16 protein-coding genes are annotated in these 15,145 nt (G+C 61.8%); 7 read left to right on the forward strand and 9 right to left on the reverse strand.

Translation table 11 applies throughout. The features are described from left to right. Positions 1 to 138 precede the first annotated feature (138 nt). The 5 genes from PspS35_RS28805 to PspS35_RS28820 all read right to left on the reverse strand — a co-directional run bounded on the left by PspS35_RS28805 (position 139) and on the right by PspS35_RS28820 (position 5,104). Positions 139 to 1,380 (reverse strand): heme biosynthesis protein HemY, encoded by a 1,242-nt coding sequence (locus tag PspS35_RS28805; protein ID WP_159937776.1) that lies wholly within the window; start codon positions 1,378 to 1,380, stop codon positions 139 to 141. A gap of 5 nt (positions 1,381 to 1,385) precedes the next feature. Then, a complete protein-coding gene (locus tag PspS35_RS30480; protein ID WP_238785957.1) occupies positions 1,386 to 2,501 on the reverse strand; it encodes a uroporphyrinogen-III C-methyltransferase in 1,116 nt (371 codons plus the stop codon). A gap of 18 nt (positions 2,502 to 2,519) precedes the next feature. After that, positions 2,520 to 3,281 carry a uroporphyrinogen-III synthase gene (locus tag PspS35_RS30485; protein WP_238785959.1) on the reverse strand — a complete coding sequence of 254 codons (762 nt, stop codon included), beginning with the start codon at positions 3,279 to 3,281 and terminating at the stop codon, positions 2,520 to 2,522. Beyond that, the gene (gene hemC / locus PspS35_RS28815) at positions 3,278 to 4,219 is read right to left on the reverse strand and encodes a hydroxymethylbilane synthase (RefSeq protein WP_159937777.1); all 942 of its coding nucleotides are present in this window, start codon (positions 4,217 to 4,219) and stop codon (positions 3,278 to 3,280) included. The genes PspS35_RS30485 and hemC overlap by 4 nt, the downstream gene beginning before the upstream one ends. Before the next feature lie 138 nt (positions 4,220 to 4,357). After that, positions 4,358 to 5,104, reverse strand: coding sequence for a LytTR family DNA-binding domain-containing protein (locus tag PspS35_RS28820; protein WP_159937778.1), 747 nt, complete (start codon positions 5,102 to 5,104; stop codon positions 4,358 to 4,360). A gap of 504 nt (positions 5,105 to 5,608) precedes the next feature. Here PspS35_RS28820 and argH point away from each other — a divergent pair. Beyond that, a complete protein-coding gene (gene argH / locus PspS35_RS28825) occupies positions 5,609 to 7,003 on the forward strand; it encodes an argininosuccinate lyase (protein WP_159937779.1) in 1,395 nt (464 codons plus the stop codon). 108 nt (positions 7,004 to 7,111) lie between these two features. Here argH and PspS35_RS28830 read toward each other — a convergent pair whose 3' ends face one another. Then, on the reverse strand, positions 7,112 to 7,771 hold the full coding sequence (locus PspS35_RS28830; protein ID WP_159937780.1) for a glutathione S-transferase: 660 nt from the start codon (positions 7,769 to 7,771) through the stop codon (positions 7,112 to 7,114). A gap of 125 nt (positions 7,772 to 7,896) precedes the next feature. Here PspS35_RS28830 and PspS35_RS28835 point away from each other — a divergent pair, with 125 nt between their 5' ends. The 3 genes from PspS35_RS28835 (at position 7,897) to PspS35_RS28845 (ending at position 11,540) form a co-directional block, all read left to right on the forward strand. Beyond that, positions 7,897 to 8,181: a hypothetical protein gene (locus PspS35_RS28835; RefSeq protein WP_159937781.1), complete on the forward strand. Its 285-nt coding sequence runs from the start codon at positions 7,897 to 7,899 to the stop codon at positions 8,179 to 8,181. Positions 8,182 to 8,276: 95 nt separating this feature from the next. Next, positions 8,277 to 8,531 (forward strand): TIGR02647 family protein, encoded by a 255-nt coding sequence (locus PspS35_RS28840; RefSeq protein WP_159937782.1) that lies wholly within the window; start codon positions 8,277 to 8,279, stop codon positions 8,529 to 8,531. 168 nt (positions 8,532 to 8,699) lie between these two features. Beyond that, a complete protein-coding gene (locus PspS35_RS28845) occupies positions 8,700 to 11,540 on the forward strand; it encodes a class I adenylate cyclase (protein WP_159937783.1) in 2,841 nt (946 codons plus the stop codon). Here the strand turns inward: PspS35_RS28845 and rnk are convergent. The 3 genes from rnk to cyaY form a co-directional block, all read right to left on the reverse strand. Continuing rightward, entirely contained in the window at positions 11,537 to 11,950 is a 414-nt protein-coding gene (gene rnk, locus PspS35_RS28850; RefSeq protein WP_159937784.1) for a nucleoside diphosphate kinase regulator, read from the reverse strand. The genes PspS35_RS28845 and rnk overlap by 4 nt on opposite strands. 131 nt (positions 11,951 to 12,081) lie before the next feature. After that, positions 12,082 to 12,300, reverse strand: a complete 219-nt coding sequence (locus tag PspS35_RS28855) for a DUF1289 domain-containing protein (protein ID WP_015886498.1) — start codon at positions 12,298 to 12,300, stop codon at positions 12,082 to 12,084. 2 nt (positions 12,301 to 12,302) lie between these two features. Beyond that, the gene (cyaY, locus tag PspS35_RS28860; RefSeq protein WP_159937785.1) at positions 12,303 to 12,635 is read right to left on the reverse strand and encodes an iron donor protein CyaY; all 333 of its coding nucleotides are present in this window, start codon (positions 12,633 to 12,635) and stop codon (positions 12,303 to 12,305) included. A 238-nt stretch (positions 12,636 to 12,873) separates the two neighbouring features. On the opposite strand from cyaY, the gene PspS35_RS28865 reads away from it, so the two are divergent. From PspS35_RS28865 to dapF, 3 genes are read left to right on the forward strand one after another with little or no spacing between them, the layout of a single operon-like run. Then, entirely contained in the window at positions 12,874 to 13,044 is a 171-nt protein-coding gene (locus tag PspS35_RS28865) for a lipoprotein (protein ID WP_010207449.1), read from the forward strand. A 9-nt stretch (positions 13,045 to 13,053) separates the two neighbouring features. Continuing rightward, complete coding sequence (gene lysA, locus PspS35_RS28870) at positions 13,054 to 14,301, forward strand: diaminopimelate decarboxylase (protein WP_159937786.1); 1,248 nt, start codon at positions 13,054 to 13,056, stop codon at positions 14,299 to 14,301. Positions 14,302 to 14,304: 3 nt separating this feature from the next. Further along, positions 14,305 to 15,135, forward strand: a complete 831-nt coding sequence (dapF, locus tag PspS35_RS28875; protein WP_122305521.1) for a diaminopimelate epimerase — start codon at positions 14,305 to 14,307, stop codon at positions 15,133 to 15,135. Positions 15,136 to 15,145: the final 10 nt, after the last annotated feature.

Consider the following 15,145-nt stretch of genomic DNA (forward strand, 5'->3'; position numbering starts at 1 on the left):
CATTCCCACAGAGCTTGGAGGACCTCAGACAACTGAGCGTAGGAGTTTGTGAAAAAGCGCCTCAGAACGCGTATTTTCAGAGTACTGAAGGGCTGACTGTCAGACGCACCTGAGCCAACCCTGTACTCCTTTCCTACATCAACTCCGGACAGGCACCGGCAGCGGGGATGCCAACAGGCGATTATCCAAAAGACCCAGGCCTTCCTGAAACAACTGGTTGCTTCGTTCAGTATCACCCAACTGGGCCAGCAGGCGCGCCAGCTCCGCGCACGCTTCAGGGTTGCGCTGCACCTGCAGGCTCGTGTCGAGATAGTCCCGTGCCTTGCCCCACAGGCTGTTTTGCAGGCACAAGCGGCCCAGCGTCAGCAACAGGCTGGCATCGTGCAGATGGTCCTTGAGCCAACCCTCGGCAAACTTCAATTGCCGGGCCGGGTCGCTGCCGCGCAGTAGGCCGTACAGCCGGATCAGGTGACTATCGTAACCGCGCTTGATGGCGCCGCGCAGGACCTCCTCGGCCTTGGCATCTGCGCCTAACTGACGCAGTTGCTCGGCATAGGCAAGGACTAATTGAGGCTCCTGGCGCTGGGCAGACGTCAGTTGCTGCCAGGCCCGCTCAAGGGACTGCAAACCCGCTTCACCCTGCTCCTCGCGCTGGGCAGCGAGGGTCAGGTTTTCACCCCAGGCGCGACGCTCAAGTTCGGCCAGCTCACTGGCGGGCAGCACCTTGTCCTTGCGCAACTCCGGCAGCAGGCGAATCACCGACGACCAGTCGCCACGTTGCTGATGCAAACGCTGCAACTGGCGCAATACCTGGGCGTTGTGGGGATGACGCTCGTGCATGGCCTGCAAGGTGGTCAGTGCGCCGTCCGTATCGCCACGGTCCAACTGCAATTGCGCATGGCTCAGGGCAACGGCCAGTTCGGCCTGGGGCTGGCGCTCCAGGGCTCGCTCGAGCAAGCCATCCGACTCTTCATAACGCCCCTGCTCATTCGCCGCCCGGGCCGCGCCCAGGTAGTACAGCAACGGCTGGCGCTCTGCTTCGGCTGCGCGGTGCAGGTGGCGCTCGGCGCTGGCCCAGCGGCCTTCGGCGAGGTCCATCTGGCCCTGCTCGATGGCGATCTGCACACGGCGACTGCGGTTACGCCGCGACCACGGGTTGACCACGCCACCGGAGGTGGTCACCAGGCTCAGCAACACACGGATCACGTAGAGGGCAAGGCCGATGGCAAACACAGCCACCACCGTCGCCCACAGGCTCGACTCGTAATGCAGCACGTGAGGGTAGGTAATCAGCACGTAGCCCGTGTGTTTCGAAATGCCCACAGCCAGTGCCAGGGCGACCGCAATCGCCAACACCAGGATCACATAGAAACGCTTCATCGGCTCTACTCCTGGGTCGCCGGCTTGCCAGCCGCCGCCTTGGCTTCGTCGGCAGACAGGTGACGACGTTCGAGGTATGCCTGTACCGCTGCCAGGCTCGCAGCCAAGTCGGGCGTCACCACCGAGACGGCTTTGGGCTCAAGCTCGGCAATACGCGCCAGCATCGCCTTGCTCTGCGGGTTGTCCTGGTTGAAGTTGTCCTGCAACACGCTGCGCGCTTCGCCCAGCGAGCGGCTGTACACGGCCGCCTCACCATTGAGTGCCGCCCACTGGGCTTGCTCCAGGGCCAGGCTCAAGGCCAGGCGCACTTGGTTCAAGCCCTGGCCAGCGAGCAGTGGCCGGATGTTGTCGTCAGGGTTGAAATCGATGCGGAAGTAGCGAGATATCTGCTCCCACCACTGGCTCCAGCGGTTGTCTGTATCTGCGGTCGGGCGCCCCTGAGAAGCGGGTTCGGTGAGCTGATATTCGGGGGCAATGGCCGCCAGTTGCACAACCTGGTCACGCAGCGCCGCCAGTTGCAGGTACAGCCCGGTACGATCCGGCTGCTCGGTACTGCGCAGCGCGGCCAGGCTCTTGGCCAGTTGCTCACGGGCGGCGTAGGAGCCTGGGTCGCTCTGTTCACGCAGGATTTCGTCGGCGCCCTGGACCAGTGCCTGGGCGCTGTTGATATCTTGCAGGGCCGACAGGCGCAGACTCGCCAGACGGATCAAGTGCTCGGCTTCCGCCAGACGCCAATCCTTGCGGCTGGCACCCAACACGGTTTCCAGGCGCTGGTTCAGGCGCTGTTGATCACCCTGCAATTGGGCAACCAGGCGGCGGCGCTCCTCCAACTCGTCCGCACCCGGTAACTGGGCCAGACGCGCAGCCAACTGCTGCTGGCTCTGTTTGAGGGACTGGGATTGATCGTCCAGGGTCTGCACCTGCCCCAGCTGTTGTTGGCTGCTGGCTTGCAGGGCGCGGACCTGCCAGATCCCCCACCCGCCGGCGGCGACACCTGCAGCACCAAGCAGCAGGGCGACAACTGCCAGGCCATTGCCACGGCGCGGCGCGGTGACCGGTGACTCAACCGGCGCATCGAGTGCGGGTTGGGCTTCATCTTTAGGCAAGGCTGTTTCGCTCACGTATCCGTCCTTTGCGTATCAGAGAGTGGGAACGGCATGACTCCGTAACGCCACTAACAAAGCCGCGGCACTCGCGCCGCGACAATCCACAACTTTTTCTGCGCCAGCAGCCCGTGCCATCTCGGCGACTCGTGGGCTGGGCACGAACAACGGCAGCTGTGCCACCTGCGGCCAATCGGGACCGGCCAAGGCTTGCAGGTGCAAAAAACCCTGCCCACTGCTGACCACCAGGCCGTTCAAGCGTTCCAACTGGATGCGTTGCGCCAGCACGCCGGCGTCGTAGGCCGGCATGAACCGACGGTACAACTCCAGATAGTCGACACTAGCACCTTGCTCGCGCAAACGCTCCGCCAGCAGCTCACGACCACCCTCGCCACGCAGGATCAACACCCGCGCATCCGGCCGTGCGATAGCCTCGCGCAACGCAGGCAATTGAAGCAACGCCTCGCTGTCGTCGCCGGTTTCGGGATAGTGAACGTTAAGGCCGTGATCGGCCAGTACCTGCGCAGTCGCCGCGCCGACGCTGAACCAGGGCATTTGCGGCGTGGGATGCCGAGCCCGCTGTTGCAGGGCAAGGCGCGCAGCGGGCTTGCTCACCACGATCACCGCGCAGTAGCGGCCAAGATCGCCGAAGACGGCCCGTTGTTCAGGGGTAACGGGTAACGGCTCAATGTCCAGCAAAGGCAAGCTGCTGCTGAAGATACCGGCTTCGTGCAACGCCGCTGCCAGGGCCGACGATTCCTGCGCAGGCCGTGTCAGCAGCACTCGCCAATCGGTCACTGCGGGCCGGCCTCGCCGTAGACTTTTTGCAGGATGGCGCCAGCGCCTTTACCCAACAACTCTTCGGCGACCTGGATCCCCAAGGCCGTGGCGTCGCGCTGTGGCCCGCGCACTTCGGCCGTCAGCAAGGTGCCACCGTCCGGGTCGCCGACCAAGCCGCGCAGCCACAGGTTTTCACCTTCGAGCACGGCGTAGCAGGCGATGGGCACTTGGCAGCCACCGTTGAGGTGTTTGTTCAGGGCACGCTCGGCCGTCACGCGCACTTCAGTGTCGTGGTGATCAAGCGGTTTGAGCAGTGCATGGATTTCAGCATCCGCGGTGCGGCACTCGATGCCCACCGCGCCCTGCCCGCCAGCAGGCAAGCTGTCTTCGACGCTGATGGCCGAGGTGATGCGGTCTTCGAAGCCCAGGCGGATCAACCCGGCAGCCGCGAGGATGATCGCGTCATACTCCCCGGCGTCCAGCTTGGCCAGGCGAGTGTTGACGTTGCCGCGCAGAAAGCGAATCTGCAGGTCCGGGCGACGGCTCAACAACTGCGCCTGTCGACGCAGGCTGGACGTGCCGACAATGCTGCCTTGCGGCAGCTCATCCAGGGAAGTATAGGTGTTGGAAACGAAAGCATCACGCGGGTCTTCACGCTCGCAGATGCAAAAAAGGCCCAGGCCTTCAGGGAAGTCCATGGGCACGTCTTTCATCGAATGCACGGCGATGTCGGCTTCGTTTTCCAGCAGCGCGGTCTCCAGCTCCTTGACGAACAGGCCCTTGCCACCAATCTTCGACAGTGGCGAGTCGAGCAGCTTGTCGCCGCGACTGACCATGGGCACCAGGGACACCTTGAGGCCAGGATGGGCCTGCTCAAGGCGTGCTTTGACGTATTCGGCCTGCCATAAGGCCAGGGCACTTTTACGGGTGGCGATGCGGATTTCGCGAGAGGACATGGATCAATCCGTACTGAATAGATACGGCAGATAATAACAGCTCAGGCAAATACGCTTTGATTTGAATCAGCAAGTGCGGGGCCTCCCTGGCCACGTCGCACCGGGATAACAACTGCAGACCTCGCCACAGCCCTTGGGCTAAAGCTGCTGCATCATCTTGCGAACGCCGGCGACATGGCGCCGGCTGACGATCAAGGCATCGCCATTGAGCCCCTTGAGGAACAACTGAAAGTGCCCCAGAGGTGTACGTTGCAGGCGTTCGATACGCTCGCGGGCCACCAGTGCATTGCGGTGGATACGTACGAAGCGGTCACCAAACTCGTCTTCCAAGGCCTTGAGCGGCTCATCGAGCAACACTTCACCGGCCTCGTGCCGCAGGGTCACATACTTGTGATCGGCAATAAAATAGACCACCTGGCTCAGCGGGATCAGCTCGATGCCTTTGCGGGTGCGTGCGCTGATATGGCTGCGCGGCCCGTTACCACTCTGGGCCGCTGGCTGGGTCAAGGCGGCGAGTTGGCTGCGACTGGGACGTTCAGCCTTTTTCAAGGCCTTGAGCAGGGCTTCAGCAGTCACGGGCTTAACCACGAAACTCACGTCACTGGCTTCCAGCGTCTGCGCTGCGAACTCTTCTTGAGCGGCGCATAACACCACCGCAGGTGGCGATTCGCGCTCACTCAGGCGAGCGGCAACTTGCAGGCCATCGAGGCCCGGCATACGGATATCGAGCAACACCACATCGGGCTTGAGGCTGTCGATCAGCGTCAACGCCTCCTCGCCGTTGCTGGCGCTCGGTTCAAGGACTGTATAACCCTCGAGCTCACTGACCAAACGGCTCAGTCGCTCGCGGGCTTGGGGTTCGTCATCAACGATCAGGACATTCATATTGCGCTGGATTCCTGCGTGAGTCTCGCACAAGGATAGCGTAGACAGGTGCGGTGACTTGCGTCACAGCGATCCACGCTAAGACTAGCGCGAGCGGCAAAAAGTGCCCCGGCAGCGGCACCCATATTTACCCGGACCTGTTCAATAGCGCCCAAGACCTGCTGCCATCGGGCATCGTCGTAGGGTTTGCTGATACACAATCCGAATACCCCCCGTTTAAATGGATAGTCAGGCTCTGACCGCAATACCCGACTTTGGTGCATTCACACACTATCAGTCCAACTGTAGACGCTTGCCGAGACGATAGTGCTCAATCGTCAAATATCGTATCAACACGCGTCCATCTCCAGTCTCGTCCTGCACGCGTTCGACGGCAAGGCACTTAGCCATCCTTTGCACAAATAAAAATGCCGACGACCCGCAGCACCGCCTCCAGGGGCAACCCTGTTATTATCGCCGGCAGACTTCCATGCCTCTTTAATTAAGCAGACCACGAGCGAATCCATGAGCACCGACAAGACCAACCAGTCCTGGGGCGGCCGCTTCAGTGAACCCGTCGACGCCTTCGTCGCCCGTTTCACCGCCTCCGTCACCTTCGACCAGCGCCTGTACCGCCACGACATCATGGGCTCCATCGCCCACGCCACCATGCTGGCGAAAGTCGGCGTGCTGACCGATGCCGAGCGCGACAGCATCATCGACGGCCTGACCACCATCCGCGGTGAGATCGAAGCCGGTACGTTCGACTGGCGCGTCGACCTGGAAGACGTGCACATGAATATCGAGGCCCGCCTCACCGACCGTATCGGTGTGACTGGCAAGAAACTGCACACCGGCCGTAGCCGTAACGACCAGGTGGCCACCGATATCCGCCTGTGGCTGCGCGATGAAATCGACCTGATCCTGTCCGAAATCACTCGCCTGCAAAAAGGCCTGCTGGAGCAGGCAGAGCGCGAGTCGGACACCATCATGCCCGGCTTCACTCACTTGCAGACCGCCCAGCCCGTGACCTTCGGCCACCACCTGCTGGCTTGGTTCGAAATGCTCAGCCGCGACTACGAACGCCTGGTCGATTGCCGCAAGCGCGCCAACCGCATGCCGCTCGGCAGCGCCGCACTGGCCGGCACCACGTACCCGATCGACCGCGAGTACACCGCGCAATTGCTGGGCTTCGATGCCGTCGGCGGCAACTCGCTGGACGGCGTATCCGACCGCGACTTCGCCATCGAATTCTGCGCCGCCGCCAGCATTGCGATGATGCACTTGTCGCGCTTCTCCGAAGAGCTGGTGCTGTGGACCAGCGCGCAATTCCAGTTCATTGACCTGCCAGACCGCTTCTGCACCGGCAGCTCGATCATGCCGCAAAAGAAAAACCCCGACGTGCCGGAGTTGGTACGTGGCAAGAGCGGCCGGGTATTCGGCGCGCTGATGGGCCTGCTGACCCTGATGAAAGGCCAGCCGCTGGCCTACAACAAGGACAACCAGGAAGACAAGGAACCGCTGTTCGACGCCGCCGATACCCTGCGCGACTCGCTGCGTGCGTTTGCCGACATGATCCCGGCGATCAAGCCAAAACACGCGATCATGCGTGAAGCGGCCTTGCGCGGTTTCTCCACCGCGACGGACCTGGCGGACTACTTGGTACGCCGTGGCCTGCCGTTCCGTGACTGCCACGAAATCGTCGGCCACGCGGTGAAATACGGCGTAGAGACCGGCAAGGACCTGGCGGAAATGAGCCTGGAAGAACTGCGCCAGTTCAGCGACCAGATCGAGCAGGACGTGTTTGCCGTGCTCACCTTGGAAGGCTCGGTGAATGCGCGTAACCACATCGGCGGTACTGCGCCGGCGCAGGTGAAGGCCGCCGTCGTGCGCGGCCAGGCTTTACTGGCTATCCGCTGATCCCTGTGGCGAGGGAGCTTGCTCGCGCCGGGCTGCGTAGCAGCCCCAAAATCTTGGGAGCGCTTCGCACTCCAGCGCGAGCAAGCTCCCTCGCCACAAAAGCGGTACCTATTTCTTGGCAGCAATCATCGCCATGAACGCCGGCATCGCCGCCTCCCGGTCCGCCGCGACCTTCTGGGCATTGGGCAGTGCATGCAGCTTTTCCAGCAACGCCTTGGCCGCCGGCATTTGCGCCAGCAAATCCAGGCCAAACAGCTTCTCGCCCACCGCACAGGCGAGGTTCACGCTGTACATGAAATACAGGTCTGCAATCGTAAAGCTCTCCCCCGCCACGTAAGGCGCGAACTTGCCGTGTCGGCCTAAAGAACCCATCCCCAGCAACAGCTCGGCCTTGGATTTGTCCTTGATCGCCTCCGGTACCGGCATGCCAAAAAACGCCTCGGCGAAACACGCACGGGCAGGCAATTCGATGTACAGCTCGATTTCCCGGCACAGCGCCAACACCTGGGCGCGCTGGAACGGGTCCGCCGGCAGCAGCGCCGGGCCTTCCTGGGTTTGCTCGATGTATTCGAGGATCACACTGGTTTCGTTGATAAAGCCCTGTTTGACCCCCAACACGGGCACCTTGCCTCGGGGGCTCACGGCCAGGGCTTCAGGTGTCTGGCCTGCGTAGAAAGGCACCTCTTCAAACAAGAGGCCTTTCTCCAGCAGCGCCAGTTTCACCATGTTGTAGTAGTTGCTGACCGAAAATCCGTAGAGCTTGAGCATCGCAAAGCCTCCAGGCCGTGTGCGGGGTTGGCTGCAGGAGTTATAGATCCAGGGCGCCGCCCTGACCAGCAGCATCACCTGCCTGAATGGGGGTAGACTGGCGCCCTTTCCTTAAGGAGCCTGCCATGAGCGAGCCGACCGATATCGACAACGACGAAGAAGAATTCACCGAAAACACGCTGATCGAAGCCATCGAAAACCAAATCGAAAGCGACAACCCACCCGCTGCCAAAGCCACGTTCAACAAACTGACGCTGGTGGGTTATGAACGTGAAGAGACCCTGAATCTGATGGCCCACGTGCTGGCATTCGAAATCGACGCCATGCTCGATGAGGACCGCGCATTCAATACCCAGTGGTACGAAGCCGCCCTACGAGCGCTGCCTGAGCTGCCGCCTGAAAAGGAATAACCCCGGCACGCTGCAACACGCTGGACAGTTCGGCAAAGTGCGTTCACCTTATGGCCTGCTAGCCTCTAATAAATTTTAGAAAGTCTGGAGTCCTTATGTCGTATACCCCTGAGTTGGTTGCCGAACTGGAAATCCTTGTACTCTTCCCCTTGGACAGCACCAAGGAAGGCCTGAAAGTCCATAACACCGCCGCCCCTGCTGCAATCGCTGCTGCCAAGCGCCTCCATGCCAAAGGCCTTATTGACCAGCCGGACGGGGGCTACCTGACCAGCCTTGGCCGGGACGCTGCCGAGCAGGCCCAAACCCTGCTGACCATCTTGACTACAGCCAGCACCAAAGAAGCCGCCTGATACCTGATACCGCCCATGGAGTCCGCCTGCTGCGGATTCCGAGGGCGTTGCCGTGGAACGCGCGAAATTCTGGCGTCAAAAATCATTTCCCTCTAAACCTCCTACGCTACTGGCTGTAAACTCCTACACGGCCGCCCACGTCGGGCCCTGCGAGCCACCGAGTTCGACATGACCCGCACCCATGAAATCCGCCCCGACCTGGACGAAGGCATCGACCGCAAGGTGCTGGCCCAATTGCGTGCGCGCTTCATGGCACTCAATGAAGGCCGCATGGCCCGCGCCGTTGAGGGGCTGACGCCGCGCCAGCAGAGCGTGCTGACGCTGCTGCCGCTGTTTTTCCACGTCAATCATCCGCTGTTGCCAGGCTATGTATCGGGCAGCACCCCAGCCGGGCTGTCAAACTTCGAACCCGACGCCCAGGCCCTGACCGAAGCCCAGCGCCTGACCCGCTCGTTCTCTTACAAACCGCGCCCGGTCAATCAGCCCAAGCCGATCCATGGCCTGTTCCTGATGGGCAGCCTCGGTACGCTGGCCCAGGCGGACCAGAGTGATATGGATGTGTGGGTGTGCCACGCAGCGGATCTGGGTGACAACGAGCTGGCCGAACTGCGCAAGAAATGCCAACTGCTGGAGGCCTGGGCGATGACCATGGGCGCCGAGGCGCACTTCTTTCTGATCGAGCCAACACGCTTCGTGCTTGGCGAACGCGATACCCAGTTGAGCTCCGACGACTGCGGTACCACCCAGCATTACCTGCTGCTGGATGAGTTCTACCGCACCGCCATCTGGCTGGCCGGGCGCACGCCGATCTGGTGGCTGGTGCCCGTGTATGAAGAAACCCGTTACGCCGAATTCACCCACACGCTGCTCTCCAAGCGGTTTATCCGTGCCGATGAAACCCTCGACCTCGGCCACCTGGCACGCATCCCACCCGGCGAATTCATTGGCGCCGGGCTGTGGCAGCTGTTCAAGGGCATTGAATCGCCCTACAAGTCGGTGCTCAAACTGCTGCTGACCGAGGTCTACGCCAGCGAACACCCGAACGTGCATTGCCTGAGCCTGCGCTTCAAGCGCGCGGTGTTCGCCAACCAGATGGACCTGGACGAGCTGGACCCGTACATCGTGGTGTACCGTCGCATCGAGGAATACCTCAAAGCGCGCAACGAGCCAGAACGCCTGGAACTGGTACGCCGCGCCCTGTACCTGAAGGTCAATCGCAAACTCACCGCCGGCCAACGCAGCACCAGTTGGCAGCGGCTGTTGCTGGAGCGCCTGGCCCACGAATGGGGCTGGGACCCGCGCCAATTGGCCCTGCTGGACAGCCGTAGCCAATGGAAAGTACGCCAGGTGGCCGCCGAGCGCCGCGCGTTGGTCAGCGAGCTGAATTACAGCTACCGGTTCCTGACCCAGTTCGCCCGCACCGAACAGACCGTCAGCCTGATCAACAAGCGTGACCTCAACGTGCTGGGCCGACGCCTGTACGCCGCATTCGAACGCAAGGCGGGCAAGGTTGAGTTCATCAACCCTGGCATCGCCCCGGACCTGGCCGAAGACACCCTGACCCTGGTGCAGTCGCCCAACCGCAAGGAGCCGGGCCAGCATCATTGGGGCCTGTACAACGGCAACCTCACGGCCTTGGAATGGGAGCACTTCGCGCCGATCAAGCGCAGCCGCGACCTGCTGGAGATGCTCACCTGGTGCCACCGCAACGGCGTGATCGACAGCAGCACCCGCCTGGCGCTGCACCCCGGCACCAGCGACATGACCGAATTCGAGCTGTTCAACCTGCTGGGCAGCCTGCAACAGACCGTCGCCCTGCCGCTGGCCAGCGTCGACGAAGTCAACCTGTTGCGCTCGGCGGTGCCCGAAGAGGTGTTGCTGCTGATCAACGTCGGCGTCGACCCGCTCAAGCATCACCGCGAACTGAACATCCTGATGACCACCGAGCGCACCGACTCGCTGAGTTACGCCGGAGTGCGCGACAACCTGGTGCTGACCCTGGACCAGGTCACGCTCAACAGTTGGAACGAGGTGATGGTCAGTCGTTACGACGGCCCGCACGCCTTGCTCGACTGCCTGCGCGACTACCTCAACCAACTGCCGCCGGATCATCTGCCGCGCCTACGGGTGCGTTGTTTTTGTCACAACCGCGCGCAGTTCATTGCCCAGCGCGTGGAAGAAATCTTCGACACCGCGCAGAACCTGTTGCTGGGTCAGTCCAACCACCGCTATTTGCTGCAGGTCCAGCAGCACTACCACGTGATGGAGTTGATGCCAGGCCAGGCCACCCATGTGTCACTGGCAACCCAGGATGCACTGATCGCCTACCTCAGCGAGGAGTTGGCGAGCTACAGCCCATTGCACCTGGACGCCAGGGCCCTGGAAGACCACGACCTGGCGCTGCTGTTGCCCATGGGCATGGCCGATTGTGTGCAGGTGTTCTACCGGGTCAACGAGGGTTTTGCCGAACTGTATGTGCTGGACGAGTTCAACGCGCTCTGGCAACAACGCCTGCCGTTTCATGATGAGCAAAGCCTGTTGGCACCGTTGCAGCGCTTCCTGCAGTCGATCATCTATCGACGGGACGCGTTGTCGCCGCTGGACACGCAACAACCGCTGGGTGCGGTGCAGACCTTGTATTACCAGCTATTGCCGTCAGGCAGTGGGCGCGCGCGCGGCGTTGAACCTCGCCCAGCGCCGCACAACCCAACGAACAAACCGTTTTACGACGTGCAGGCGATTATCGGCAAGGCCGCACCGGGCCAGGTGGGCATTACCCTGTACTGCAATCAGCGGGAGTTTTGCGAGTTGGAGTTCGGCGACCAGCTGTTTGCCGTGGTCGCCCAGGAAATCGTCGGGCAGCGCCGTGAGACTGAACGCTACCGCTGCTACATCACCGACCTCGACCTGTCAGGCCTGCTCGGTGATGTGCAAAGCCCGAGCAACCTGTACCTGCGCTACAAAGCCGAGCTGGAACTGTCACTCAATGAGGCGCTGAGCCAGATTTAGAGCGGGAAAGCACCGCCATCTTTGGGCTGGCCTTCAACGCTGAGCAACTCAAGCTTGAGCGTCTTGCCACCCGGCGCCGGCCAGTCGATGTGCTGGCCGACTTGCAGGCCGAGCAAGGCGCTGCCCACTGGCGCCATGATCGAAATCTTGCCTTCGTCGGCATTCGCGTGCTTCGGGTACACCAGCGTCAGGTGGTAGTCCTTGCCGCTGCCCTGCTCACGGCAATGCACGCTGGAGTTCATGGTCACGACACCCGCAGGCACTTCATCGTGGCCAACCACGTCTTCAGCGCGGTCGAGTTCGGCCTGCAACGCTTCGACACCAGGAAACTCGTCGCCCAAGCGGTCGATCAATTGCTCAAGGCGCTGCACGTCAAGACGGGTGAGGATGATGGACGGTGCGGTGGTCATGATTCAGGCAGACTCCTTTTTTCTGCACAAAAAAGCAAAACCCCGCCAAAAAAAGGCGGGGTTCTCACGGGCCTCGATGAGTTGAGGCGTACCCGGACACTACCACAGCGTCACAAATAAACAAGACAGCCTCAGGCGTGCGCCCTGCGCTGCTCGGCCTCGGCACAGATCACCCGGCGCCGGGCATCGTCGGCGGAGCGCCATTCACGGATGTCTTCGACGTGGCGGAAGCAGCCGAGGCAGACTTTTTGCTCGTCCAGGCGACACAAACTGATACAAGGTGACGGCACGGCCGGGCTGACGTTACTGAACAGCGGCTTGGGCGGGCGTACGGGTGCGGGCTGGGTCACGATCAGATCTCGTCGAAATCCAGCTCGGCGCCGGTATAATCGAGAACCAGGCGCATGAGCATCTCGCCCAACAGCTCTTCACTTTTGTCGCACTGCCATTTGCCGCTTTCTTCGTCGTAGTCGAAGTGCACGCCACCCGAACGCGCTGCCAACCACAGCTGACGCAACGGTTCCTGACGACTGAAGATCAGTTGCTGGCCGCTCTCGAACTTGACAGTCAGCACGCCGGCCGAGTTTTCCAGGTCCACGTCCAGGCCGCTGTCGTCGAAAATATCTTCCAGCGCCTGCTGGGTCGCATCCACCAGGTCGTGAAAACGGGCTTCGGTCAAACTCATTGTGGCAACCTCAAAAGTGTCTGGCTTTGCTCAAGCGCCGCACCATACGGGCGAGCTTCGCCGATTGCAAAGGATACCGATTTCATCACGAATGGCGGAATGAAATATCCCCTTCAAGCGTAGGACGTTTCTCGACAATCTCGGCAAACCCCCGCCGGACGGGTATTTCAGCGCATAGGCAAGCCGGCGGGTGGTCGGTATACTCGGGCGCAATTAATGCATATTCAAGGATTTCGCCATGAAGCGCCTGATCTCTTCCCTTGCTGCGCTCGTCGCGGTCGCTTGCCTCGTTAGTGCCTGTGGTCAAAAAGGCCCGCTGTACCTGCCAGATGACAGCAAAGACCCGAACGAACAGGCGCAATCGTCGCAAAAGCCATCCAAAGCGCATAAGCACGACACCTACGAATAAGGGAACTTCATGGACGCTTTTAACTACCGGGACGGCGAGCTGTTCGCGGAAGGCGTGGCGCTGTCCGCGATTGCCCAGCGCTTTGGTACCCCGACGTACGTGTACTCACGTGCGCACATCGAAGCCCAATATCGCTCCTTCACCGACGCACTGGACGGCGTACCGCACCTGGTGTGCTACGCGGTCAAGGCCAACTCCAACCTCGGTGTACTCAATGTCCTGGCGCGCCTTGGCGCCGGTTTCGACATCGTTTCCCGTGGCGAGCTGGAGCGGGTACTGGCCGCAGGTGGCCAGGCTGACAAGATCGTGTTCTCCGGCGTCGGCAAGAGCCGCGAAGACATGCGTCGCGCCCTGGAAGTCGGCGTGCATTGCTTCAACATCGAGTCCACGGACGAGCTGGAGCGCCTGCAAGTCGTGGCCGCCGAGATGGGCGTTCGCGCGCCGATCTCCCTGCGCGTCAACCCGGACGTCGATGCCGGCACCCACCCTTACATTTCCACCGGTCTCAAAGAGAACAAGTTCGGCATCGCCATTGCCGACGCCGAAGACGTGTACATCCGCGCCGCCCAGTTGCCAAACCTTGAAGTGCTGGGTGTCGACTGCCATATCGGCTCGCAACTGACCACCCTGCCGCCGTTCCTGGATGCGCTCGACCGTCTGCTGGCGCTGATCGACCGCCTGGGCGAATGCGGCATCTACCTGCACCACATCGACCTCGGTGGTGGCGTGGGCGTGCGGTATCGCGATGAAGAGCCGCCGCTGATTGCCGACTACATCGCAGCCGTGCGCGAGCGCACCGAAGGCCGCGACCTGACGCTGATGTTCGAGCCAGGCCGTTATATCGTCGCCAACGCCGGTGTGCTGCTGACCCAGGTCGAGTACCTCAAGCATACCGAACACAAGGATTTCGCCATCGTCGACGCGGCGATGAACGACCTGATCCGCCCGGCGCTGTACCAGGCCTGGATGAATGTCACCGCCGTGACGCCTCGCGAAAGCGAAGCCCGCGCCTATGACATCGTCGGCCCGATCTGCGAAACCGGCGACTTCCTGGCCAAGGATCGCCAGTTGGCCCTGGAAGAAGGCGATCTGCTGGCCGTGCATTCGGCCGGTGCCTACGGGTTTGTCATGAGTTCCAACTACAACACCCGCGGCCGTACCGCCGAGGTGCTGGTGGACGGTGATCAAGCGTTTGAAGTGCGTCGCCGCGAGACGGTAGCCGAGTTGTATGCTGGCGAAAGCCTGCTGCCGGAGTAAGCCATGCTGCTGCGTTTTACCAAGATGCACGGGTTGGGCAATGATTTCATGGTCCTTGACCTGGTCAGCCAGCACGCGCACATCCTGCCCAAACACGCTAAACAGTGGGGCGACCGGCATACCGGGATTGGTTTCGACCAACTGCTGATCGTCGAGGCGCCGAGCAACCCGGAGGTTGATTTCCGTTACCGGATCTTCAACTCCGACGGCTCCGAAGTGGAACAGTGCGGTAACGGTGCGCGCTGCTTTGCACGTTTTGTGCTGGACAAGCGCCTGACCGCCAAGCGCCAGATCCGCGTCGAGACCAAGAGCGGCGTGATCGAACTGGACATCCGCAGCGACGGCCAGATCAGCGTCAACATGGGCGCGCCGCGCCTGGTGCCGGCGGATATTCCGTTCCAGGCCACCGAGCAGGCCGTCAGTTATGCACTGGACGTGGATGGCCAATCGGTCGACATCGCTGCCGTGTCCATGGGCAACCCCCATGCCGTGCTGCGGGTCAACGACATCAACAACGCCCCCGTGCATGAACTGGGGCCGAAGATCGAACACCACCCGCGCTTTCCGGCACGGGTCAATGTGGGCTTCCTGCAGGTGATCGACCGTTCCCGCGCACAATTGCGCGTGTGGGAACGCGGCGCCGGCGAAACCCAGGCCTGCGGCACCGGTGCTTGCGCCGCTGCCGTGGCCGCGATCAGCCAAGGGTGGATGGATTCGCCGCTGCTGATCGACCTGCCCGGTGGACGCCTGTCCATCGAATGGGCAGGCCCAGGCCACCCGGTGCTGATGACCGGGCCGGCCTCGCGTGTATACGAAGGACAGGTCCGTCTATGAGTGAGCCAAG

Source organism: Pseudomonas sp. S35, assembly GCF_009866765.1.
Lineage (GTDB): Bacteria > Pseudomonadota > Gammaproteobacteria > Pseudomonadales > Pseudomonadaceae > Aquipseudomonas.

Excerpts from the sequence above, each read along its gene's own strand:
- PspS35_RS28830 (WP_159937780.1), bottom strand. The coding sequence starts at position 7,771 with ATGCTCAAGCTCTACGGATTTTCGGTCAGCAACTACTACAACATGGTG.
- cyaY (WP_159937785.1), bottom strand. The coding sequence starts at position 12,635 with ATGAGTTTGACCGAAGCCCGTTTTCACGACCTGGTGGATGCGACCCAG.
- rnk (WP_159937784.1), bottom strand. The coding sequence starts at position 11,950 with ATGACCACCGCACCGTCCATCATCCTCACCCGTCTTGACGTGCAGCGC.
- PspS35_RS28865 (WP_010207449.1), top strand. The coding sequence starts at position 12,874 with ATGAAGCGCCTGATCTCTTCCCTTGCTGCGCTCGTCGCGGTCGCTTGC.
- PspS35_RS28820 (WP_159937778.1), bottom strand. The coding sequence starts at position 5,104 with ATGAATGTCCTGATCGTTGATGACGAACCCCAAGCCCGCGAGCGACTG.
- lysA (WP_159937786.1), top strand. The coding sequence starts at position 13,054 with ATGGACGCTTTTAACTACCGGGACGGCGAGCTGTTCGCGGAAGGCGTG.
- PspS35_RS28845 (WP_159937783.1), top strand. The coding sequence starts at position 8,700 with ATGACCCGCACCCATGAAATCCGCCCCGACCTGGACGAAGGCATCGAC.
- PspS35_RS28840 (WP_159937782.1), top strand. The coding sequence starts at position 8,277 with ATGTCGTATACCCCTGAGTTGGTTGCCGAACTGGAAATCCTTGTACTC.
- hemC (WP_159937777.1), bottom strand. The coding sequence starts at position 4,219 with ATGTCCTCTCGCGAAATCCGCATCGCCACCCGTAAAAGTGCCCTGGCC.
- argH (WP_159937779.1), top strand. The coding sequence starts at position 5,609 with ATGAGCACCGACAAGACCAACCAGTCCTGGGGCGGCCGCTTCAGTGAA.
- PspS35_RS28835 (WP_159937781.1), top strand. The coding sequence starts at position 7,897 with ATGAGCGAGCCGACCGATATCGACAACGACGAAGAAGAATTCACCGAA.
- PspS35_RS28805 (WP_159937776.1), bottom strand. The coding sequence starts at position 1,380 with ATGAAGCGTTTCTATGTGATCCTGGTGTTGGCGATTGCGGTCGCCCTG.
- dapF (WP_122305521.1), top strand. The coding sequence starts at position 14,305 with ATGCTGCTGCGTTTTACCAAGATGCACGGGTTGGGCAATGATTTCATG.